Here is a 22813-nt window from a genome sequence, read left to right as displayed (position 1 = left end):
GATACATCATTGATTTACATATTTCTTGATGTTATGCAAGAAAAACGAGAGCGGCCTTGAGGAGGAATTGCATGACCGTCGTACCCGTTACATCCGCTGATCTCGATGCTGCCGAGGTCTCCTGGTTTTCTGCCCTTTGTTCCGATGATTACGCCTATCTGGGCGTGCCGGATGGCAGCCTGCGCTCCAGCTTCGAACATTGCTCGGATATCGTCAAAAAGGCCGAGGAACTCGGTTTTCGCAACATTCTCTGCCCCTCTTCCTATCAGGTCGGCCAGGACACGTTGAGCTTCGTGGCAGGTTGCGCTCCGATCAGCGACCGCATCAATTTCCTTGCTGCAATCCGTTGCGGCGAAATGCAGCCGATCATGCTGGCGCGTACGGTGGCGACGCTCGATCACATGCTGAAGGGTCGCCTGACGCTCAACGTCATCAGCTCCGATTTTCCCGGCGAGGTGGCTGACAGCGCGTTTCGCTACAAACGCAGCCATGAAGTCGTGCAGATTTTGCGCCAGGCCTGGACCCGTGACACGATTGACCATGACGGCGAAATCTACCAGTTCCAGGGTGTCTCCACCGAGCCTGCACGTCCGTACCAGCAGAATGGCGGTCCGCTGCTCTATTTCGGCGGTTATTCGCCGGATGCGCTGGAGCTGTGCGGCGCGCAATGCGACGTGTATCTGATGTGGCCCGAAACGAAAGACCAGCTCGCAGACCGCATGCGCGCTGCCCATGAGCGTGCCGCAGCCCATGGCCGCACGCTGGATTACGGCCTGCGAGTCCACATGGTCGTGCGCGATACCGAACAGGAAGCGCGTGAATATGCCGAGCATCTGGTTTCGAAGCTCGACGACGAATATGGCCAGCTGATCCGCAACCGCGCCCACGACAGCGGCTCACTCGGTGTATCGCATCAGGCGCGGGCCCGGGAACTGGCCGACAAGTTCGGTTATGTCGAACCCAACCTGTGGACCGGCATCGGCCGGGCGCGCTCCGGCTGTGGTGCAGCGCTCGTCGGCTCCACCGACAAGGTCCTTTCGGCGTTGGAGGAATACCAGAAGATGGGTATTCGCGCCTTCATCCTCTCGGGTTATCCGCATCTCGACGAGGCTGAACACTTCGGAACCAAGGTCCTGCCGCAAATGAAAACCTGCTCCCTGCCGCATGCATACGGCCGGGTGCCTTCTGAAACACCTGCCACGCCGCTGGGCAACGGGGAACGCCACTGATGGAACGTATCGCTCTTTCTGAAAACCTGGAACTTAGCCGCATCGTTTACGGCATGTGGCGCATCGGCGACGATGCTGATACTTCGCCTTCCCATGTACAGGCAAAGATCGAAGCCTGCCTGGCGCAGGGCATCACCACCATGGATCAGGCTGATATATATGGTGGATACACGGCGGAAGCCATTCTGGGTGCCGGCCTCAAGGCAGCTCCATCCCTTCGCGACAAGATCGAGATCGTGACGAAATGCGGCATCGTGGCGCCAGCCGGGCGTCACTCAGCCGCCCGCGTCAAGCATTACGATACCACGGCTGGCCATATCAACGCTTCAGTCGAGGCCTCCTTGCGTGACATGGGCACAGATCATGTCGATCTCTTGCTGATCCACCGGCCCGATCCGCTGATCGATCCCGAAGAAACCGGCAAGGCGCTCGATGCACTGGTAGCGTCCGGCAAGGTCAAGGCCGTGGGCGTTTCCAATTTCCGCCCTTGGGATTTCTCCCTGCTCCAATCGGCTATGAGCAATAGGCTGGTTACGAACCAGATCGAAATGAGCTTGCTTGCTACCGATAGCTTCACCAATGGCGATCTGGCCTTCCTGCAGGAAAAGCGCGTTTCACCGATGGCGTGGTCGCCGCTTGGCGGCGGTTCGCTGTTTTCCGGTGCGCATGGTGGAACCATGGCTGCCCTGCAGCGCATCGGCAACGAGCAGGGCGTCGATGCCACTGCCGTTGCCATCGCCTGGCTGCTGCGGCATCCAGCAAAGATCGTGCCCGTGCTCGGCACCAACAATATTCAGCGCATAAAAACGGCGGCCGATGCCCTGCGCGTCACCATCGACCGCCAGACCTGGTTTGAGCTTTACACACTTGCAATTGGAAGCGAGGTGCCGTGATGACAGTCGCAGAAGCGATCAAAATGCCCAATGAGCATGTATTTGTTCCCGGCGGCGAAAACAGCCGCAGCTTTCGCAATGCGCTCGGCGCTTTCACCACCGGCGTGACGGTGGTGACGGCAACGACGCCCGAAGGGCCGATCGGAATGACGGTCAACAGCTTCGCGTCGGTATCGCTCGATCCGCCGCTGGTGCTGTGGTCGCCTGCCAAAAATTCATCGCGCTATCCGGCCTTCAGCGGCGCAACGCATTTCGCCATCCATGTGCTGAGCGCAGATCAGGACGTGCTGAGCGCCCGCTTCACCCGCAACGGCCGCGCATTTGACGATCTTGACTGGGAAATCAACGACGAGGGCGTTCCGGTCATTCCGGGCACGCTCGCCCGTTTCGAATGCCGGCAGGCGGCAGCCCACGATGCGGGCGATCACACCATCATCGTCGGCGAAGTGCTGCGTGCCGCCCACCGCGATGGCGATCCCCTGTGCTTTTCAGGCGGAGCCTTCGGGCGGTTTTCAAAGCAGTAGGCAGAACGGGATTTTCCCGTTCGATCTCGGCAGAGATTTACTCCAGCCATCTGTTGCTTATTTAACGGAGCACGCCTGTCGTGCTCCGTTTTTGTTTCGTCTGTCAGTAAAAACCACGCTTTGCGCTGTTCATACTGGAAATCATCTTTCAAACTGGCGTAGTTGATCTGATTCACAAAATGATTCGCTCGATCAAAGGAAGACCGCACGTCGCGCGGGTTAGGGAGACTGAATGTCCGCTTGTTTCTGCCATGTTTCGGAAGGGGAAACCTGTCCGACAGCGGAAATGCGTGCCTTGACGCCAAGCAGGCTTTTCGTCTGCGGTACGGCGGGTCTTTTTTTCTTTATATTTTCGCTTGCCGCTACATCGGAGGCTATCGCCGAAACGTTGCTCTGGACGGGGTCCGATGGGGGTGACTGGTTTACCGACGCGGACTGGGGTCCGTCGCGCCGCGTGCCTGGTGCCAGCGATGATGTGATGATCGATACCTACGGCCCGGTCATTACGATAGGGACGAGCGCCAAAGCCCGTGAATTGTTGATAGGCACCGCGCCAGGGGCCGGCACGCTGGTAGTGCAGGGCGGCTTGCAGACAGATTCAGTTTTTCTCGGCGCTGTTAGTGGCGCGTCCGGCACCGCAAGTTTCATCGGTGCGAAATGGCAGAATGACGGTGATGTCTCCATCGGTGGCAGCGGCGTGGGTAACCTTTCCCTTTTGCACGGCACGACGGCATCGTCGAAGAACGTCCTTATTGGCGGAAGCGGGACTGGAAATGGCTCCCTCAAGCTCGATAACTCTTCCACTCTCACGACTTCCGACACCGTTTTTGTGAGCGGGTCGTCTTCCGGAGCTGGCGGCGGTGGAAATCTGGAGGTGCTCGGCGCCAGCGAGCTTTACAGTGCGAGAGGAGTTCTGGCCGAAGACCTCGGCACGACGGGAACCGCGCTGGTTTCCGGTGAAGACAGCCACTGGACCATGTCCGGGGATATGGTCGTTGGCGAAGCAGGCGTTGGTAAGCTCACCGTAACCGGTGGCGGCACGGTCATCAGTCAGACAACGACGGTGATTGCCAATCTGGCTTCTGCGGACGGAAGTTCTGTGACGGTAAGCCGTCTGGGCTCCGCGCTGCAAAGCGGCGGATCGCTCGTCGTTGGCAATTCGGGAGCTGCAACGCTTCTCGTAGAGGCCGCAGGGACCATAACCAGTGGCGAGGCCATTATCGGCCGCCATTCGGCAAGTGAGGCGACTGTCACCGGCGACGGCTCGAATTGGAGGACCGGCGACCTGCAGGTCGGCGGCGATGTCGCCGATCCGGGCGGTGCCGCCGGCAATGGTAAGCTCAACGTTATGGCGGGTGGCTCCGTTGATAGTACGGCGGCGCGGCTTGGTGTTGTGGCGGGTGCGACGGGCACTGCCGCCGTGGATGGGCAGGGCTCGGTCTGGACAGTCAACCGTGGCGATCTCGAGGTGGGGGTGAATGGCACGGGTTCGCTGGCAGTCACGGGCGGCGGCCTTGTCGATGCAGCGAATATCATCATCGGAGCAAATGCCGGTGGTACTGGTTCCGCCCGGGTATCCGGTGCCGGCAGCAAATTGCAAAGCCGCGCCGATCTCAATGTCGGCCTTGACGGCAACGGTTCCATGACCGTCGAGGCCGGTGGCACGGTGGAAAGCCGCGACGGCTATGTTGCGGCCCATGGCGGCTCCACTTCCACCGTAACGGTGGCGGGCGACGGATCGAGCTGGGCGATGACCGGAACGTTTTTTGTCGGATACGGAGGCGGGACTACAGGAAATGTGTCGGTCAGCGCCGGCGGCGGTATCAAAGCTGCCAAGGTGATGCTCGGTGATCTTGCCGGTTCCTCCGGCACGATGACGATCACAGGATCGGGTTCGAACGTCACCGCTTATATCGACAACGGCGTTGTGAACTCCGGCTCCGTCGATGTGGGTTTTGAAGGTTCCGGAAGCTTGACCGTTACGAATGGCGGATCGCTTGATGCCTATGATCTCTATGCGGGCAGTGCGGCGGGATCGAATGGAAACGTTCTGGTCAGCGGTGTGGGATCGCGCGTTGCGGTTGGCAATCTCATGGTCGTCGGCGATGCCGGAAACGGTTCCGTGGAGATAACCGGCGGAGCCTCGCTGGCTGCGCCCACTATTCTCATTGCCGCATCGGCGGGTTCCACAGGGGTGCTCAACATCGGAGCTGCCGTGGGCCAAACCGCCCGCTCAGCGGGTGCGTTGGAAGCGCGCACGATTGCTTTCGGTGCAGGCAACGGCAGCATCGTCTTCAACCATTCCGAGACCGGCTATATACTCTCAGCCGATATTTCAGGTGCGGGCAAAGTCGTTGCCGAAGCTGGCGTCACAACGCTTGGCGGCAATAACAGCTATTCCGGCGGCACCACGATTTCCTCCGGCACGCTGAAAGGCACCTCAAAAAGTTTCGGCTCGGGCGGCATCGCCAACGATGCGCAACTCGTTGTCGATGGTGCCGGCACGCTTTCCAATGCCATCAGCGGTACTGGCACCTTTGAAAAGACCGGCGATGGCAATCTGGTCTTGACCGGAAATAGTACCTATACGGGCACCAGTGCGGTTTCCTCTGGAAAGCTCAGCGTCAATGGCTCGCTTGCAAGCGCTGTTTCGGTCGGTACCGGCGCGACACTTGGCGGCTCCGGCACCATCGGAGGCCTGACCGTCGGCTCGGGTGGCACGCTCGCGCCCGGCAATTCGATCGGCACGCTGGCTTCCACGGGCAGCGCAACATTTGCTAGTGGCTCTCGCTATGAGGTTGAAATCGACGCCGCCGGCAATTCCGACAGGCTTGCCGTGACCGGAACCATCACTATCGACAATGATGTCAGTCTTGTCGTTACGTCGCTGGCGAACCAAACTGCCTATAGCCTCAGCACCCGCTACACGATCCTGACGGCAACGGGCGGAATTACCGGTACGTTTTCAAGTGTCGGCGAAAATTTCGCCTATCTGACCGCAAGGGTAGCCCGGAGTGCCGACGACGGCAGCACCTATCTTTCCTTCGCCCGGGCATCACCGGATGCCGGCTTTCTGGCCGTTGAAACATCGACGGCCAATGCGCGCGGGGCCGCCAACGCCATAGAGGCGCTTGGGGAAAGCTCGCCGCTCTACGAGGCGGCCGTGTTTCTGCAGCAGGGCGAAACGCAATCCGCCTTCGCGCAGCTTGCCGGGGAAATTCATCCCTCGCTTGCCATGGCTTTGATCAACCGCAGCCAACTCACCCGCGATCTCATTCTCAACCGGCTGCGCAGTGCTTTCGAAGGTGTCGATGCGCGCCCGATCCTGCCGGTCGCCTATGCTGAAGGCGGATCAAACCCGTTTGACATTGACGAGGGTTCACTCACGTTCTGGTCCAGTGGTTTCGGCTCTCGCGGCCGCATCGATGGCGATGGAAACGGCGCATCGGCCGAGATGAAGGGCGGCGGCGTCCTCTTTGGTGTTGACGGAGATCTGGCTGATGGCTGGCGTGCCGGGGTGGCCGCCGGTTACGGCCGCGATGTGATCAGCCAGGGTTCTCCTGCTGCATCTGCTGACGTAGACAGCTACTATGTGGCGGGTTATGCGGGCAAAACAATTGGCCCTGCATCCCTGCGTCTTGGTGCAACCCACGCCTTTCAGGATGTCGAAACCCGCCGGGCAGTTTCCTTTTCAACATTGAAGGAGGACCTCACTGCCGGTTACGACGCTTCCACCACGCAGGTCTTTGCCGAAGCCGCCTGGCGGTTCGATTTCGATCTCACCCATATCGAGCCTTACGCCAATATCGCTTACGTGAATACGCGGACGGATGCTTTCCGGGAGATGGGCGGTATCGCCGCCGTCTCTTCGGGTGCCGTCAGCCACGACGAGTTTTATTCGACGCTCGGGGCGCGCATCAGCCGTGACATTGCGTTGGAGGGGATGCTTGGACGCGCGATGCTCGATATCGGGTGGCGTCATGCCTATGGCGATCCGATGATGGAGAGCGCACTGTTCTACGAGGGTGGCAGTGCGTTTTCTGTGACAAGTGCTGCCATGGCGCGCGACGTGGCATTGATCAATCTGGGGCTTAGCTACAATCTCAACCCATCCGCCACCTTGACATTCCGTTACGGCGCGGTTTTTGGCGCGGGTCTTCTGGATCAATCTGCTTCAGCCCAACTTGGAGTTCGTTTCTGATGAAGCGCAGTCAAAACACGCTTTGGAAAACGGCTCTCACGGTGTTCCTGTCCGCCGGTTTGGTGGCAGGCGGTGCTCCCGCGCAAGATGCAGAAAAAAAGGCGGACGCGCCGTTGCGTGAGGTTCACGGGAGTTGGCAGCTTGCTTGCGTCGCGCCTGCGAAAAAAGATGATAATGACGCCAATACGCCGGTGGCGGAGACGGCAAAACCGCTCTGCGCCATCGCTCAGGTCCAGCTTGAGGAGAAGACACGCAAACTGGTCGTCTCCGTCGAGTTCCGGCTGGATGGTGTGGGGACGCCGGGTAAGCTTTCCGGCACCATGGTCATGCCTTTCGGCCTTGCCGTCACAAAGCTGTTTTCGGTAAAATCCGGAAATGTGCGGTTGCAGGAAGTTCAGGTCAGCACGTGTCTGCCCGTGGGCTGCATCGTTTCCTTCACGCCGTTCGTCGAACTTGTAACCGCGCTGAAGGCCGGACAAACCCTGACAATAGAGGCCCCCGATCTGCAGGGCCGAACGGTTTCGTTCCAGTTGCAGGGACAGGGATTTTCCGAGGCACTGGAGCGCCTCGGAAGCTTGCATTAGAGCATTTCCGGTAGAAACCGCATCGCGGTTTGTGTCCGGAGATGCGTATCTACGATCTATGCCGCGACGGAATCGGGTTCGCTGGCACTTTCCGGCTTTTGCGGTTCCGCGTGTTTTTCAGCCGATTTCTTGCGCGAAAACAGCCCGGTGAGGTAGGTACCCAACCTGTCCATTTCCACGAAGATGACCGGGGTGATGAACAGCGTCAGCAATTGCGAGACGATGAGACCACCGACCACGGCAACACCAAGTGGCTGGCGCAGTTCCGAGCTGGCGCCTGAGCCGAGGGCGATGGGCAGGGCGCCCAGCAGCGCGCAGAAGGTCGTCATCATGATCGGCCGGAAACGGCGCACGCAGGCTTCGTGGATGGCGCTGGTGGGCGGTTCGGCCTTTTCGCGGATCAGTTCCACCGCCACGTCGATCATCATGATCGCGTTTTTCTTGACGATGCCGATCAGCATCAACAGCCCGATCAGTGCAATGATCGAGAAATCCATGCCCATCACCTTCAGCGCGACCAGCGCACCAAAAGCCGCCGCCGGCAGACCGGAAAGGATGGTCAGCGGGTGGATGAAGCTTTCGTAAAGCACACCCAGCACCACATAGATGGTCAACACTGCCGCAAGAATGAGGATGCCGGTATTGCCCTGGCTCTGCTGGAATATCGCCGCCGTGCCGCCATAGCTGGTGAACACGTCCTGCGGCAGGCCGATGGTGGTTTTGATCTGGTCAATACGGCTCGTCGCATCCGAAAGCGCCACGCCATCCGGCAGGTTGAAGGAGACGGTCGTAGAAACGAGCTGGCCCGTCTGGTTGATGGTCACCGGCGCCTGCGTGCGAGTGAGGGTGGCGAAGTTGGAAAGCGGAACCAGAACACCCGATTTTGCCGAGAGAATGTTGATGTCGCTCAGGAAATCGTCATTCCACTGTTTCGAGCTGTCGAATTCGACGATCACATCATAGCTATCACCGGTCGACTGGATTTGCGCCGCCGTATAACCGCCGAACGACATTTCCAGCGTCTTGCGCAATTGGTCGTTGGTAATGCCGAAGGCGGCTGCCTTTTCAGGGTCGACCGAAATAGTCGCCGCAATTGCGCCGTTCTGAGCGTCGGAATTGACGGCGGCGAATGTGCGGTCGCGGCGCATCGCCTCCATCAGCTTGTTCGACCATTCATTGGTCGCGTCGGCGTTCAGGCCCTGAATGACGAGCTGGTCTTGGCTGGCGGAGCTGCGCCCGCCCAAACGCAAGCTTTGCTGGGGATTGATATAGGTGCGGATGCCCGCCACCTTCGATGTCGCCTGGCCAAGTTCGGCCAATACCTGGCTTAGCGGTGCACGCTCTTCCTTCGGTTTCAGCTCCACGAACATCGAGCCGTTATTCAGCGGGTTGCGGGAGTTGCCACCGACTGTAGAGGTCACATGCACCACGGCCGGGTTCTTGCGGATCTGATCGGCCACCTGGGCCTGAAGATCGCGCATCGCGGTATAGGAAATGTCCTCACGCGCCTGCGTCGACACGGAAAGGCGACCGATATCTTCCTGCGGGAAGAAGCTGGAAGGCAAAGTCTCGAACAGATAAAGCGATGCTGCTACCGATGCCAGGAATGCGCCCAGAACCACGCGGCGATGGGAAAGGCACCAGCCAACCGCCTTGCCGTAGAGGCGAAGCGTGCGCTCGAAGCCGGCGTCGAACCAACGGATGATGGCCGGCGGTCTGGAGGAATGACCCGAAAGCCTTGAGGCGAGCATGGGCGTGACGGTCAGCGAAACCAGCGCCGACGCCATGATCGCCAGCGTGACCACCATGCCGAATTCGTTAAACAGCCTGCCGATCACTCCGCCCATCAGCAGAATGGGAATGAACACTGCGACCAGTGAGATGGACATGGACAGAATGGTGCCGCTGACTTCCGCGGCGCCCTGAAGGGCCGCCTCGCGCATCGTCAGGCCTTTTTCCTCGTGCAGTCGCAGGATGTTTTCCAGCATGACGATCGCATCGTCCACCACAAGTCCGACCGACAATGTCAGTCCGAGTAGCGAGATATTGTCGATACTGTACCCCAGAACATACATGGCGCCGAAGGCGGTAATCAGTGATAGCGGCACGGCAAGGCCCGGAATAATGGTCGCCGTCAGATGCCCGGTGAAGAGATAGATAACCGCAACCACCAGCCCGATTGTGAGGAGCAGCGTGAACTGTACGTCGGCAATCGCGTCCTTGATCGCGGTCGAGGCGTCATTCATGACGTTGATATTGACCGATGGCGGCAATTGCTGGCGCAGCGCCGGTAACTTGGCCCGGATGGCATCCACCACATCAACGGTGTTGGCGTCCGGCTGGCGCTGCACGGCAAGAACAATCGCCTGTTCGCCATCGAACCAACTGCCGGCATTGGGGTTGTCGATACTGTCCGTGACATTGGCGATATCGCCGAGGTGGATGGAAGCACCGTTGCTTGTCGCCACCACCAGCGAGCGGAAGGCCGCCGCATCGGTGCGCTGGGTGTCTGCCTCTATCGTCAGGCGCTGGTTGTCATTCTGCAACGCGCCCACGGGCACCTGATTGTTCGCCTGCGCGATGGCGGTTGTGACGGTATCGACGCCAAGCCCTCTTGCCTGAAGCTGCGAGGGATCGAGGCCAATGCGCACGGCATAGGTCTGCGCGCCGTAGATACTCACCTGCGCGACGCCGGAGATGGTTGAAAGCAGCGGCGAGATGATGTTCTCGGCGATTTCGTCCACCTTGCTGGTCGGCATCTCCTTGCTGTTGATGGCGAGCAGCAGTACCGGCGCATCGGCCGGGTTGGTCTTGCGGTAACTCGGCGTTGTCGTCATGTTGCTTGGCAATTGCCGCTGTGCGCGCGAAATCGCCGCCTGAACATCTGCTGCCGCTGCGTCGATGTCACGGTTGAGATCGAATTGCAGCACGATGGAACTGTTGCCCAGAGTGTTGGTGGCGCTGATTTCGCTGACACCCGGAATGGTCTCGAACTGCTTCACCAGCGGCGTGGTGACCGAGGTCGCCATGGTTTGCGGCGAGGCGCCCGACAGCGACGACGAAACGCTGATCGTCGGAAAATCGACTTTCGGCAGCGCAGCGACAGGCAACAGGCGGAAACCGGCAAGCCCGGCGAGCACGAGGCCGATGGCGAGAAGGGTGGTTGCAACGGGTCGGTTGATGCAGAAATTCGGGATCATGGGTTACCCACCTGTTCCTGCTGCGGAATATTGGCGGCTAGATTGGCGGCCGCGCTGCCCTTGTCCGAGAATTGCTCGACCACCTGTTGACCGTCGGCAAGTCCCGACTGGCCTTCGATGATCACATGCTCGCCGCCGGTGAGGCCGTTGGCAATGGCTGTCATATCGCCGTTGGAGCGGGCAACTTCCACGGTCGTCATATGAACACGGTGGTTGTCATCTACGGTGTAGACGAAATTACCCTTCGGCCCCGGCCGCACGGCAACCGTCGGCACGACGATCATCTCCGCGTCGGAGACGAAATGAGCCGTGACGTTGACGGACTGGCCGGGCCACAACAGCCCGCGATCGTTCTTGAATTCCGCTTTGGCAAGTACGGTACCGGACGTTTGGTCTACGACGTTGTCGTAAAAACGCAGCATGCCGCTCATGGGCTCGCCGCCGGTTGCCGCCGGGTCTACATCGACCGCCGTGTCCTTCTGAACGCCTTCGCGCAATTGCGGCAGGTAGCGCTGCGACAGGCGAAAACTGACAGAGATGGGATCGTATTTCGTGATCGTCACAATATTGATGCCAGCGCTGAGATAGGCACCGGGGCTGACGGTAACATCGCCCAGTCGCCCATCGAAGGGCGCACGGATCTCCATATGTTCGAGCGTTACCTGGTCGGAAGCAAGCGTCGCCTTGTCGGCATCGATCTTTGCGGCGGCGCTGTCCCGGGCTGCCCTTGCCTGATCCAGCACCTGCTGGGACTCTGCGCTCTGCTTGACCAGATTGGCGGCGCGCTGGAAGGCGGCTTCCGTCTGTTCCAGCGTTGCCTGATCGGCAGCGATATTGGCCTTGTCCTTGTCGACGGCTGCGCGGGCGATACGGTCATCCATCTTGAGGATCAGATCACCCGCCTTGATATGCTGGCCGTCCTTCGCGGAGATTTCCGTGACGAGACCGGCCTGAAGCGGCGCTATATTGGTGATGTCGGCGGCAACCGCCCATCCCGTCGCCGTAGCGTCCATTGGCAACGTCGCCTTGTTGACGGCGATGGTGCTGACGGTAGGCGGCCCGCCATTGCGCCGCCCGCCACCTTGCCTCTGGCCTGTCTGCTGGCCGGCTTGACCGTTCTGCGACGTCTGGCCCTTCTTGCCGGCAGATCCATCGGCCGTTGCCGTTTCTGCATGTGGCGAAACGCTGGCGAATTGTTTGAGGTAGGGAATTTGATCAAGGGGCAGGCGATCTTTAAAATACCACGCGCCGGCGGCTGCGATGGCGAGAACGCTGAGGGCGGTCCAGAAACGTTTCATCTGACGGTTCCGCAAAATGAGAGCAATACATGTTTCCCGAACATGTTCGGCAAGCCCTGGGAGCAGCTTTAGCTCCCACAAGACACCCAATGCGCTGCAAAATCACCTTAAACTTTTGTAATGGCGGCGACGATGTCTGCCGCCATGTTGCCTTGCGAAACAAGGGTTGTGGCGGTTTTGGGCATATGCCCGTCGCCGGGCTCGATGCACGGAACTTGACCCCAATCGTGACCAAAATAAAAAGCCGCCTCGTTTCCGGGGCGGCTTTGAACAGGAGCGGCGAGTTGCCGAGGCTTAGAACGCCCGGATGGCGTTGCGCGTCGCAAGTACATCCTCGGAGACGTTGCCGGCCGTTGCGGGAACGGAGCCAACGAGGTCCAGGAACTTGTAAAGTTCGGTTGCCTGCGAGTTGGTGACGTAGATGATATCGCGATCCTGCATAGGGAATTTCGTGGTGGCAAAGAAGGTTGAAGGATCGCGCAGGTTGGCGCGGAAGATGACCGGAACTTCCTGTCCCGGGAACTTGGACATGTCGATGCCAAGCTTCACGAGAAGATCGCGTTTGACGGTACGATAGACATAGACCTGCGCAGGGTCGGCACGGGAGTCAAGCAATCCGCCCGCCTTGCCCAATGCATCCGAGAGCTTCAGCGCGGCGTCCTCAAATTCGAAACGACCATTGAGGCCGGAAGCGCCGAAAGCGAGATAGGTGCGGCGTTCACGCTCCACCATGACCGTGTCGCCCGGAACCACATAGATGTTCTCGGAAGGCGTGCTGACAAGGTGATTGTAGTTGACGCGCGCGGTCTTGCCGCGACGGATCAGCGTGACATAGGATTCGATATTCGGGGCGCTGAGGCCTTTTGCATAGGAGATGACGTCGAGAACGCGGTCACCCGCTTCTGAAAGCTGGACCTTCGTCGGCTCCTTGACGTCGCCAAGCACGGATGCCTGTGCGGAGCGGCTGGAAATCTTGGTGATGAGGACCTGCGGTTCGATGGCCCGGTTGGCCAGACGCTCCTCGATCTCGCTCTGCACATCCTCGACATTGCGGCCTGTTGCGCGGATCTTGCCGGCATAGGGAACGCTGATATTGCCTTCCCGGTCTACCGTCTGGTTCGGCAGGCTGATGAAGTTGCCGGGACGGCTGCCCGCATCGTTTGGAATGAAAAGTCCGCCCGCCTGGCTTTCGAAGATTGCGACCTGCACCACGTCACCAACGCCCATCGGCAACGCCGGAACACCACCCTTGCCGCCGCCGAAACTGCCGAGCAGGGTAGCGGTGGTGGTATCGCCGACATAGTTCAAGACGGAACTGTTGATATCGATAAGAGCGTAGTCAACGCCAGCAGTTTTCTTTTTGTCCTTGGAACTGAATTTCACTGAAGCGTTGGATTCGATTGTTGCCGCATCGGGGCCTGATGCCGCTGTGACGGTGCACCCCGCAAGTGCTGCGGAGGCAAGCAGAATCGAAACATTCAATAAACGCATTTGGTCCTCAAAATAAATTTCGTCCGAAAAAAGAAACAAACCGGACATCGTATAGTTTTATAAAAATTGGCACTTCATATTTGACACCGGTAAATCAAATCTCAACCGGGCATTACATCCGTTCAGCAGAATCGTGTCACGAAATGTCTACGCTTGCATCAGGCTTATTGCCTAACTTAAGGCGATGCTTCAAGTTAAGTCGTCGCTCGATTGCGCCGGAAAATCCGTAACATGCACAATATTCACGACCCCGAATGGCGTCAGTATCATCGTTCTTCTATATTCAATCGGACGGCATAATCACTGCGATTACCGCATAGCGCTAGTGCAGTTTTGTCACGCTTGTCCAGTTTCTTTCATGTTTGACTTAAAAACATGATAATTGGTTGTTTTGCAGTATGTTTTCCCTAAGTCAGCGGCTGATCCTTAGTCCCCGGTTGGTCCGCGGCGCCAGCCGCTCATTGACCCCGAAACGGATAGCGGCCATCATTCCCGTGTGGTCAAAAACGACCAGAATGCCGAGACCCTTGGCTATATCATAGCTGTGATCACGCAACGCCTTATCTTCCATGAAAACACCTAATGTAAATTTTAAAATTATTTATAATTCAGTGAAATATTTATTTGATGTGGATACAAAATTTATTATGAAATACTAATCGTGTATCGGAAGTATTGAATGAGGTTAAAAATCTGTCTATTGTGGCAGCTGTATAAATATGCTTAATATTAAAAACTTGAAGATTCGTATTTGCCGAGTCCCGATCCTGGTGTTGTTATACGCTCCCTGAAGCGTAGCAGAAGTACGGGTAAAATTGCTTCTACCATCTGGACGTCGCGAATGTCCGATATGGTTTTGGCCAGTTCGTTATAAATAAGCGCGGCCTCCGTTATTGTAGACCGTGTAGGCGACTTTTGGCGACACTCCGCGAAGATCGTCTCGACCCGGTCGCTGATTTTTTGCAGCAGGGCAACGTCGTAGGCAAGAGTAGGTGCCGCTGGCGCCGCGTCAAACATGTCGCCCATACCGGCCACGAGCCAACTTATATTGATGCCGAACCGCTCACGATAGAGAGCCAAAACGCCAGCGTCGGGAATACGGTCGCCCCGTTCATAGTAACCAAGCATTGCGACTGTCAGGCCTAGTGCCTCGGCAAATGGCTCACGCTCGTCAAATTTCAGTGCTTCGCGGACCTCGGTCAGCCGTTTTCCCAACGGCGTCTTTGGCTCGACGCGTTTCCTGCTCATAATTCCGCATAAATATCACGATTTGGTATTTACTAGATACCAATTTGTGATATTCCTCTGTTTGTACAAAGACCAAATCACTCATGAGGTAAGGCCGGTCAGGGCCGCCTCGCTCACAACGAGGAATCATTATGCACGGCGACTGCATTGCGGACAAGGCGACGGCGAGCCTGCGCTGGATAAGAGAATGCCGGTGACGCCACTTGCTTGACCTATGAGTGTCTCTGTCGAAGACAACAGAGTATATCCAATATGGATATATTCGACCTTGAAAATTGCATGTCAGGCCCGTTCAGCCAGCGCGAAATTCACGGTATCGGCAAATTCTCGCAGGAAGCGTTCACTTGAAAAGCGGGCGGCGTTGTCGACACAGGCGTTCTTGTCGAAACTGTCGGAGTTATCGACAAACTCCTGCACCGCAGCGCAGATGGCTTCAGGCGTTTGCTCGCGGAAATAAAGCCCGGTTGGCTGATTGGAAGCGCCGAGAGGAACAACGGTCTCTAGTACACCGCCTTTTCCATAGGCGATGACGGGTGTTCCCAGCGCTTGCGATTCAACCGGGACGATGCCGAAATCGTCTTCGGCGGCAAATACGAATGCCTTGGCTTCCGCCATGTATTTGTGAAGCTCGTCATTGCCGACGAAACCGAGGATCTCGACATTGGGAGTGGCGATTTCCTTGATGCGTTTCATGTCCGGGCCGTCGCCGATGACGACCAGTCGTCTATCGGGCATTTTTGCAAAGGCTTCTACGATGAGGTGGACCTTCTTGTAAGGCACCAGCCGCGAAGCAGTGACGAAATAATCGCCTTTCAGGTCGGAAGGGGAGAGATGGGAAGTATCCACGGGCGGATAAATAACCGTGGAGTCGCGTCCGTAGCATTTGCGAACCCGGCTGCGAATGAATTTGGAATTGACCGTCATGAGATCGACGCCATTGGCGGTGCGGATGTCCCACATGCGAATATAGTGAAGAACGGCACGGGCGATCCACGAGGCGAAACCGCGACTAAGCTTCGATTCTTTCAGGTACTGGTGCTGGAGATCCCAGGCGTAACGGATGGGGCTGTGAATATAGGAGACGTGAAACTGGCCGGGTCCGGTGATGACGCCCTTGGCGACGGCGTAGCTTGAGGAAATCACCAGATCGTAGCCGCTGAGATCAAATTGTTCGACGGCCAGCGGCATCAGCGGCAGATAGGAGCGATATTTTTTACGAGCGAAAGGCAGTTTCTGGATGAAGGAGGTGTTGACCGGCCTGCCACCGAGAAAGCCCCGGTCTCGATCGCTCATGAAATCGACAAGGCAATAGAGATCCGCGTCAGGATAGATCTCAAGAAGGTTGTGAAGCACTTTTTCGGCCCCACCTCTGTCGGTGAGCCAGTCATGCACGATTGCCGTCTTCATGATTTCCTCAATAATTTCAACGTAATAAAAATTTATAACCCGCCCCGGAATAAAGCTCGGCGGTTTAGAATATCTGGTCTGTCTGCAGCCCTTAAAAACACGGCTGGGAAGGCGAATAACGTAACGATTAATAAGAATGCGAGATTATGTCTGTCGTAATCTGGTCTTGGTCTGATCCTCAATAGCACTTTGTTCGCAAATGCGAAATATCAAAGCCTCTTAATTCCTCCTCTTCGTTTTCCAGTTGAAAGCCAGCCGTAGTTTCCGCAGTTCCGGCTGGCAGCAGCGGTGTTTGCCGCGCGCCGTGTTTCGGGCGAAATAGCCTGTTTTCCATCGACTTACGTTCCGTTTCCGCCTCTTGCGAAGGCCCGTCTTCCATTTCGCCTGTCTTGGAAACCCTTCCTCGCACCGCATTGTCATTGACAAGGCGTCTTATCGAGTTATTCTGTTATAAAGATTGCTATAACATAATAATGGAACTCATAAGGTCGGAACCAAGAGCTGGGAGCTTAACAATGAGACGTAAACTTGCATTTCTCGCCACTGCTGCTTTGATGCTAGCGCCGGGCGTGATGATGGCTGCGGAAAAGGGCGGTGTCATCAATGTCGCCACGATCGGCGAGCCGCCGACACTCGATCCCATGGCCTCGACGGCCGATCTCGTAGGTATTGTCACGCAACATATTTTCGAAACGCTCTATACCTTCGACAAGGGGTGGAAGGTGACGCCGCTTCTGGCGGAAAGCCTGCCTGACATCAGTGCGGACGGCAAAACCTACACGATCAAGCTGCGGAAGGGCATCAAGTTCCATGACGGCAGCGATATGACCTCGGAAGATGTCGTCGCCTCGCTTGGCCGCTGGATGAAGATCGCATCACGCGGAAAACAGGTCGCCGGTTTCATCGACAATATCTCCGCGCCTGATGCCGAGACGGTGACAATCACCCTCAAGCAGCCCTATGCGCCGCTAACCTCGCTGCTTGCTTTCAACAACTCCGCAGCCATCATTCTGCCCGCTGAAAAGCAGGCTGAGCCGATGACAGAATTTGTCGGCACCGGCCCTTATATGCTGAAGGAACGCAAGGCGGACCAATATATCCAGCTCGTCCGTTTCGACGGCTACAAGTCTCGTGACGGTGAAAGTGACGGATATGGCGGTGCGCGCCATCAGTATCTCGATGAAATCCGTTTCGTTCCGGTTCCCGATCCGAATACCCGTGTCGAGGCCGCTGTTTCCGGCCAGTATGACTACGTCGATTCCATTCCGGTGGAATCCTTCGCCAAGGTGAAGTCCTCCTCGGCCTCGCAGCCGTTGATGCTGAAGCCCTTCGGTTATCCGGTCTTTGTATTCAATACCAAGGAAGGTTTGTCTTCCAAGCTTGAGGTCCGCAAGGCGGTGACCGAAGCGTTGAACATGGAGGACATGCTGGCGGCGGCGTTCGGCAGCACGGATTTCTATGCGCTTGATGGCGCCTACTATCCGTCCAATTTCTCCTGGCATTCGGAAGAGGGCGTCGAAGGCAATTATAATGTCGGCAACCCGGAGGCCGCAGCCGAAAAGCTGAAGGCCGCCGGATATAATGGCGAGCCGTTGCGCATCCTCACCAGCCGTCAGTATGAGTTCCACTACAAAATGGCGCAGGTGGCAGCGGAGTATCTGAAGCTTGCCGGTTTCAAGGTGGATATGCAGGTGGTGGACTGGGCGACGCTGACGCAGCGCCGTGCCGACCCGAAGCTCTGGGATATCTACATCAGCCACAGCCCCTTCCTGCCGGAGCCGGCGCTGATTGGCGCGCTTTCCACAGGTTCGCCGGGCTGGTGGGACACGCCGACGCGCAAGGCGGCGGTGGACGCTTTCACCTCGGAGGCTGATCCGGAGAAGCGCGTTGCTCTCTGGGCCAAGGTGCAGAAGACGATTTATGACGAGCTGCCGCTCATCAAGATCGGCGACTTCAACGCCGTGGCGGCGAAGTCCAACAAGCTTGATGGCGTCGATCCGGCTCCCTGGCCCTATTTCTGGAATGCTTCGGTTACGAAGTAAGACCGCTCCGCACTCCGTGACCCCGGACTGAATCCGGGGTCCAGCGCGATCAAGTCTTTGACCGCAAGAGGACGCCTTCACCACGCAGACGCGCGGTGGCTGGATGCCGGATCGGATCCGGCATGACGGAGGCGGGAGTTTTCCAGCCATGAGCGCCGGGGTTACCGGCACTCGTCGACAACTCTGTTCAACCGCGTGAGAGCGGCCCATCACGCGCTTCGGAGCATTCATACGTGATACGGTATATTTTCCAGAGACTTGCCGGAATGATCGTGGTGATGTTTCTCGTCGTCACCATCGTCTTCCTCATCCTGCGCGTCACGCCCGGTGATCCGGCGGCGGTGATGCTTGGGCCGGATGCCTCGGCACAGGACATTGCGGAATTGCGCACCAGACTTGGCCTAGATCAGTCGCTTGGCGTGCAATATGTCTACTATATCGGGCAATTGCTGCGCGGTGATCTCGGCCAGTCGATCTTCCTCAACATGCCGGTTGGATCGGCGCTTCTGGATCGGGCGGAACCGACCTTCTTCCTGACGATCTTTTCGCTGTTGATCGCCAGTGCCATCGCGCTTCCCATCGGCATCTATGCCGCTTACCGGCGCGGTTCCTTCGTGGATCAGGCAGCGACAACCATTGCGATGCTGGCGGCGAGCATTCCGAGCTTCTGGCTTGGCCTGATCCTCATGCAGTTCTTCGCCGTCCGGCTCGATATGTTCCCGGTGTCGGGATATGGCGGTCCGGGCGCAAGCTTCCTCGAGCGCATGTATCACCTGACCTTGCCAGCCATCGCACTCGGCCTCGTTTCTTCCGCCCTCATTCTGCGCTTTACCCGCGCCTCGATGCTTGATGTTCTCGGCGACGACTATGTCCGTACCGCCAGAGCCAAGGGCGTCAAGGAACGCCGGGTGGTGATGAAACACGCGCTGAAGAACGCACTCATCCCCATCCTCACCGTGCTTGGTCTCACCGCCGCCGTGCTGATTTCCGGCGCGGTCGTTACGGAAACCGTGTTTGGCCTGCCGGGCGTCGGCAATCTCGTCGTGTCAGCCGTCTTGAGGCGCGATTATCCGGTCATTCAGGGCGCGCTTCTCGTCATCGCCGGGCTTTACGTGCTCATCAATTTTGCCATCGACATGCTGTATCTGCTGGTCGATCCGAGGGTTCGTTACTGATGGCCGATATCACCTCCACCGCCCAGCCGGCGCGCAACCCGACCATCCTGTTCATTCGGCGTCTGTTGAAGCGCAAGACGGTCGCAGCCGGTCTGATCGTGCTGCTCGTCTTCGTGCTGCTCGCCGTTTTCGCGCCGATGATCGCGCCTTATTCGCCGTCGAAACTGTCGATCGTCAACCGTCTGAAACCGCCGAGCGAACTCTACTGGTTCGGCACCGACGAGTTCGGCCGTGACGTTTTTTCCCGTACCATCTTTGCGGGAAGGCTGTCGCTTCTGGTGGGGGCCGCCGTGGTGGCGCTCTCGGCGTTGATCGGCATCACGCTCGGCCTGCTTGCAGGTTTCTTCCAGAAGCTGGACACGCCGATCGCGCGGTTGATCGATGCCATGATGGCTTTTCCGGATATTTTGCTGGCTATCGCGCTGGTCGCGGCGCTCGGCCCGTCGCTGACGACTGTCATCATCGCACTTGCCGTCGTTTATTCGCCGCGTCTTGCCCGCATCGTGCGTGCTTCGACGCTGGTGATCCGTGAACTGCCCTATGTGGAGGCGGCCAAGGCGCTCGGCATCTCCACCTTCCACATCATGACGCGGCATGTGCTGCGCAATCTGATCTCGCCGATCCTCGTGCAGTGCACCTTCCTTTTCGCCAGCGCCATGTTGGCCGAGGCCGGCCTTTCATTTCTGGGGCTGGGTGTCAGCCCCGAAATTCCGACCTGGGGAACCATGATCTCTGCCGGCCGCCAATATATCGGCCAGGCGGACTGGATGACCTATTTCCCCGGCTTTGCCATCATTCTTTCCGTGCTCTCGCTGCAAATGGTCGGCGACGGACTGCGGGACATGCTCGACCCAAGACTGCGAAGGGATTTGTAATATGACGTCCGGTGAACAGGCAAAAACGCCTCTTCAAGCTCCCATTCTTCTCTCCAATGTGAAACCCGTCGGCTTCGAAAAGGGGGCGCCACAGGCCCAGACCGATATCCTGATCGGCGGCGATGGCAAGGTCGTGGCGGTTGGGCCTGCCCTTCAGGCGCCGGCGGATGCGCAGCGCATCGACGCAAAGGGCGCATTCGTCTCGCCCGGCTGGGTGGATCTGCACGTGCATATCTGGCATGGCGGCACCGATATCTCCATCCGCCCCTCAGAATGCGGGGCCGAGCGCGGCGTGACGACGCTGGTGGATGCCGGTTCGGCGGGGGAAGCAAATTTCCACGGTTTTCGCGAATATATCATCGAACCATCGAAGGAACGCATCAAGGCCTTCCTCAATCTCGGCTCCATCGGGCTTGTCGCCTGCAACCGGGTGCCGGAACTTCGCGATATCAAGGATATCGACCTCGACCGCATCCTTGAATGTTATGCAGAGAACAGCGAGCATATCGTTGGCCTCAAGGTGCGGGCGAGCCATGTCATTACGGGTTCCTGGGGTGTTACGCCGGTCAAACTCGGCAAGAAGATCGCCAAGATCCTGAAAGTGCCGATGATGGTGCATGTGGGTGAACCGCCTGCGCTCTACGATGAGGTGCTGGAAATTCTTGGTCCCGGCGATGTCGTGACCCATTGCTTCAACGGCAAGTCCGGCTCCAGCATCATGGAAGACGAGGACCTGTTCAACCTCGCGGAGCGCTGCGCGGGGGAAGGCATCCGGCTGGATATCGGCCACGGCGGTGCATCCTTCTCCTTCAAGGTGGCGGAAGCGGCGATCGCGCGCGGCCTTTTGCCCTTCTCGATCTCCACGGATTTGCATGGCCATTCGATGAATTTCCCCGTCTGGGATCTGGCGACGACCATGTCGAAGCTGCTTTCGGTCGATATGCCCTTCGAAAATGTCGTCGAGGCCGTCACCCGCAATCCGGCCTCCATCATCCGCCTCGACATGGAAAACCACCTCGACGTTGGCCAGCGCGCGGATTTCACGGTTTTCGATCTTGTCGATTCCGATCTGGAGGCGACCGATTCCAATGGCGATGTTTCGCGTCTCAAGCGGCTGTTCGAGCCGCGCTATGCGGTGATCGGTGCGGAGGCCATTGCCGCCAGCCGTTATGTCCCAAGAGCGCGCAAGCTCGTGCGCCACAGCCATGGCTATTCCTGGCGCTGAACCGACTGGAGCGGCGGGGAGGGATGCTCTCCGTCTTCCGCAAAGAATAGGGATACCCGTCCCGGTATTATGAGGAATTCGCGTGAAACAGTCTTCGCTTGAGGCAGATGGGCGTCATTCGCCCTACGACCGGCTTGCCGCGCTCGGCATCTCGCTGCCGCCGCCACCGCCGCCGATCGCCAATTTCGTCACGCATGTGGTGGAAGGCAACATGCTCTATCTTTCGGGGCAAGGCCCGAGGGAGGAGAACGGACACCTGTACGCCGGCAAGGTCGGAGCCGAGATCGGGCTGGACGAGGCGTACCAGCATGCGCGTTTAACCGGCATCAATCTTCTTGCCGTCATGCATGAGGCGCTTGGGGATCTGTCGCGGGTGAAGAAGGTGGTCAAGCTGCTGGGCATGGTCAATGCCGTCAGCGATTTCCGCGATCATCCAAGCGTCATCAACGGTTGTTCGGATCTCTTCATCGATGTGTTCGGCGATGCGGGGCAGCACGCCCGCTCCGCCGTGGGGTTCGGTTCGCTGCCGGGCAACATCACCGTCGAGATAGAAGCCATCATAGCCCTTAGGGATTGAGGCCGTTCAATGGTTGCGCCAGCCCATCAGCTTCTCGATCCTTTCGGCCGAAACCCTGACCTGTTCGGTATAGTGGTTTTCGTCCGCCAGCACCTTCTGTTCCGGCAGCACGATGGAGATCGTCGCCACGCATTCTCCATTGGTGTCGCAGATCGGCGAGGCGATGCAGGCAACAGCGTAGTCGGATTCCGCAACCTGTATCGACAGCCGGTCACGGAACGCTGTGCCTGCCGATTGAGAGAGCGCTTCCGGGTTGATTTCCGCACGGCCGGTGGGCGACGTGCGGGCGCAGCGTTTGAAAAGCTCGACGCGCTCCTCTTCCGGCAGATGGCCAACGAGCAGGCGGCCGGATGCCGTCCAGTTCAATGGAACACGGGTGCCGACGCGCGAGGCAACCTGGAAATGGCTGGGGCCATCCGCCATGGCGAGCACCAGCATATGGTCACCGTCGCGACCGCAAAGCTGCACCGTCTCACCCGCATGGCGGCACAGATCATGCATTTCGTGCGTGGCGACACCCATGAAATCCAGCGAGCGGGCATAGGCAAGGCCATAGTGATAAAGCCGTGCGCCGAGCCATATGTTACCTTCGGCGTTGCGCGCCAGCATGTTCTTTTCGACCAGATCGTCAACGATCACATAGACGGTGGAAAGTGGCGCCTTGATCGCCTTGGCAATGGAGTAAGCGCCAGCTGGCGATCCGGTTTCGTAAAGGTAATCAATCACCTGAAGAGCGCGATCAATGCCGCTGACACGCGAGCGCTTGGCCACCTTCGCGTCCGGGTTTTCCTCGGTCGCGGACAAGGCGTTTGAAGACAATTCGTCCAGTTTATGGGCGTCCAAT

18 protein-coding genes are annotated in these 22813 nt (G+C 58.2%); 10 read left to right on the top strand and 8 right to left on the bottom strand.

From position 1 onward, the window contains the following. Positions 1-71 precede the first annotated feature (71 nt). From F617_RS0105300 to F617_RS0105280, 5 genes are all read left to right on the top strand, one after another. On the top strand, positions 72-1229 hold the full coding sequence (locus F617_RS0105300; RefSeq protein ID WP_019564644.1) for an LLM class flavin-dependent oxidoreductase: 1158 nt from the start codon (positions 72-74) through the stop codon (positions 1227-1229). Beyond that, positions 1229-2122 (top strand): aldo/keto reductase family oxidoreductase, encoded by an 894-nt coding sequence (locus F617_RS0105295; RefSeq protein WP_019564643.1) that lies wholly within the window; start codon positions 1229-1231, stop codon positions 2120-2122. The genes F617_RS0105300 and F617_RS0105295 overlap by 1 nt, the downstream gene beginning before the upstream one ends. Beyond that, on the top strand, positions 2122-2646 hold the full coding sequence (locus tag F617_RS0105290; RefSeq protein ID WP_013761544.1) for a flavin reductase family protein: 525 nt from the start codon (positions 2122-2124) through the stop codon (positions 2644-2646). Before F617_RS0105295 ends, F617_RS0105290 begins: the two co-directional genes overlap by 1 nt. A gap of 232 nt (positions 2647-2878) precedes the next feature. Next, the gene (locus F617_RS0105285; protein WP_019564642.1) at positions 2879-6847 is read left to right on the top strand and encodes an autotransporter domain-containing protein; all 3969 of its coding nucleotides are present in this window, start codon (positions 2879-2881) and stop codon (positions 6845-6847) included. Beyond that, on the top strand, positions 6847-7431 hold the full coding sequence (locus F617_RS0105280) for an invasion associated locus B family protein (protein WP_019564641.1): 585 nt from the start codon (positions 6847-6849) through the stop codon (positions 7429-7431). The genes F617_RS0105285 and F617_RS0105280 overlap by 1 nt, the downstream gene beginning before the upstream one ends. 56 nt (positions 7432-7487) lie before the next feature. On the opposite strand, the gene F617_RS0105275 is transcribed toward F617_RS0105280, so the two are convergent. The 7 genes from F617_RS0105275 to F617_RS28630 form a co-directional block, all read right to left on the bottom strand. Continuing rightward, entirely contained in the window at positions 7488-10631 is a 3144-nt protein-coding gene (locus F617_RS0105275) for an efflux RND transporter permease subunit (protein ID WP_019564640.1), read from the bottom strand. Further along, positions 10628-11929, bottom strand: coding sequence for an efflux RND transporter periplasmic adaptor subunit (locus F617_RS0105270; protein WP_019564639.1), 1302 nt, complete (start codon positions 11927-11929; stop codon positions 10628-10630). Before F617_RS0105270 ends, F617_RS0105275 begins: the two co-directional genes overlap by 4 nt. A 294-nt stretch (positions 11930-12223) precedes the next feature. Continuing rightward, positions 12224-13420 (bottom strand): polysaccharide biosynthesis/export family protein, encoded by a 1197-nt coding sequence (locus tag F617_RS0105265; protein WP_013761539.1) that lies wholly within the window; start codon positions 13418-13420, stop codon positions 12224-12226. Positions 13421-13832: 412 nt separating this feature from the next. Then, positions 13833-13991: a hypothetical protein gene (locus tag F617_RS28635; RefSeq protein WP_196811685.1), complete on the bottom strand. Its 159-nt coding sequence runs from the start codon at positions 13989-13991 to the stop codon at positions 13833-13835. A gap of 158 nt (positions 13992-14149) precedes the next feature. Beyond that, positions 14150-14668: a helix-turn-helix domain-containing protein gene (locus F617_RS0105255; RefSeq protein WP_019564637.1), complete on the bottom strand. Its 519-nt coding sequence runs from the start codon at positions 14666-14668 to the stop codon at positions 14150-14152. A gap of 282 nt (positions 14669-14950) precedes the next feature. After that, positions 14951-16075 carry a glycosyltransferase family 4 protein gene (locus F617_RS0105250; RefSeq protein WP_003510798.1) on the bottom strand — a complete coding sequence of 375 codons (1125 nt, stop codon included), beginning with the start codon at positions 16073-16075 and terminating at the stop codon, positions 14951-14953. 178 nt (positions 16076-16253) lie between these two features. Further along, entirely contained in the window at positions 16254-16454 is a 201-nt protein-coding gene (locus F617_RS28630) for a hypothetical protein (RefSeq protein ID WP_127966203.1), read from the bottom strand. Between the two features lie 136 nt (positions 16455-16590). On the opposite strand from F617_RS28630, the gene F617_RS0105245 reads away from it, so the two are divergent. The 5 genes from F617_RS0105245 to F617_RS0105225 all read left to right on the top strand — a co-directional run bounded on the left by F617_RS0105245 (position 16591) and on the right by F617_RS0105225 (position 21969). Next, positions 16591-18117, top strand: a complete 1527-nt coding sequence (locus tag F617_RS0105245) for an ABC transporter substrate-binding protein (protein ID WP_026330678.1) — start codon at positions 16591-16593, stop codon at positions 18115-18117. A 233-nt stretch (positions 18118-18350) separates the two neighbouring features. Then, positions 18351-19292, top strand: coding sequence for an ABC transporter permease (locus tag F617_RS0105240; RefSeq protein ID WP_026330677.1), 942 nt, complete (start codon positions 18351-18353; stop codon positions 19290-19292). Next, positions 19292-20167, top strand: coding sequence for an ABC transporter permease (locus F617_RS0105235; RefSeq protein ID WP_019564634.1), 876 nt, complete (start codon positions 19292-19294; stop codon positions 20165-20167). Before F617_RS0105240 ends, F617_RS0105235 begins: the two co-directional genes overlap by 1 nt. A gap of 1 nt (position 20168) precedes the next feature. Further along, positions 20169-21392 carry an amidohydrolase/deacetylase family metallohydrolase gene (locus tag F617_RS0105230; protein WP_019564633.1) on the top strand — a complete coding sequence of 408 codons (1224 nt, stop codon included), beginning with the start codon at positions 20169-20171 and terminating at the stop codon, positions 21390-21392. Positions 21393-21474: 82 nt separating this feature from the next. Beyond that, positions 21475-21969, top strand: a complete 495-nt coding sequence (locus F617_RS0105225) for a RidA family protein (RefSeq protein WP_019564632.1) — start codon at positions 21475-21477, stop codon at positions 21967-21969. A gap of 6 nt (positions 21970-21975) precedes the next feature. On the opposite strand, the gene F617_RS0105220 is transcribed toward F617_RS0105225, so the two are convergent. After that, a complete protein-coding gene (locus F617_RS0105220) occupies positions 21976-22812 on the bottom strand; it encodes an IclR family transcriptional regulator (protein ID WP_019564631.1) in 837 nt (278 codons plus the stop codon). Position 22813: the final 1 nt, after the last annotated feature.

Origin of the sequence: Agrobacterium sp. 10MFCol1.1 (assembly GCF_000381165.1) — a bacterium.
Lineage (GTDB): Bacteria > Pseudomonadota > Alphaproteobacteria > Rhizobiales > Rhizobiaceae > Agrobacterium > Agrobacterium tumefaciens.
This window is presented reverse-complemented; position numbering and strand designations above follow the sequence as displayed.

Bases quoted from the DNA above. Each gene is read 5' to 3' on its own strand.
- F617_RS0105295 (WP_019564643.1), top strand. From the start codon at position 1,229: ATGGAACGTATCGCTCTTTCTGAAAACCTGGAACTTAGCCGCATCGTT.
- F617_RS0105255 (WP_019564637.1), bottom strand. From the start codon at position 14,668: ATGAGCAGGAAACGCGTCGAGCCAAAGACGCCGTTGGGAAAACGGCTG.
- F617_RS0105275 (WP_019564640.1), bottom strand. From the start codon at position 10,631: ATGATCCCGAATTTCTGCATCAACCGACCCGTTGCAACCACCCTTCTC.
- F617_RS0105280 (WP_019564641.1), top strand. From the start codon at position 6,847: ATGAAGCGCAGTCAAAACACGCTTTGGAAAACGGCTCTCACGGTGTTC.
- F617_RS0105245 (WP_026330678.1), top strand. From the start codon at position 16,591: ATGAGACGTAAACTTGCATTTCTCGCCACTGCTGCTTTGATGCTAGCG.
- F617_RS28635 (WP_196811685.1), bottom strand. From the start codon at position 13,991: ATGGAAGATAAGGCGTTGCGTGATCACAGCTATGATATAGCCAAGGGT.
- F617_RS28630 (WP_127966203.1), bottom strand. From the start codon at position 16,454: ATGGAAGACGGGCCTTCGCAAGAGGCGGAAACGGAACGTAAGTCGATG.
- F617_RS0105230 (WP_019564633.1), top strand. From the start codon at position 20,169: ATGACGTCCGGTGAACAGGCAAAAACGCCTCTTCAAGCTCCCATTCTT.
- F617_RS0105290 (WP_013761544.1), top strand. From the start codon at position 2,122: ATGACAGTCGCAGAAGCGATCAAAATGCCCAATGAGCATGTATTTGTT.
- F617_RS0105285 (WP_019564642.1), top strand. From the start codon at position 2,879: ATGTCCGCTTGTTTCTGCCATGTTTCGGAAGGGGAAACCTGTCCGACA.
- F617_RS0105270 (WP_019564639.1), bottom strand. From the start codon at position 11,929: ATGAAACGTTTCTGGACCGCCCTCAGCGTTCTCGCCATCGCAGCCGCC.
- F617_RS0105300 (WP_019564644.1), top strand. From the start codon at position 72: ATGACCGTCGTACCCGTTACATCCGCTGATCTCGATGCTGCCGAGGTC.
- F617_RS0105265 (WP_013761539.1), bottom strand. From the start codon at position 13,420: ATGCGTTTATTGAATGTTTCGATTCTGCTTGCCTCCGCAGCACTTGCG.
- F617_RS0105235 (WP_019564634.1), top strand. From the start codon at position 19,292: ATGGCCGATATCACCTCCACCGCCCAGCCGGCGCGCAACCCGACCATC.
- F617_RS0105250 (WP_003510798.1), bottom strand. From the start codon at position 16,075: ATGAAGACGGCAATCGTGCATGACTGGCTCACCGACAGAGGTGGGGCC.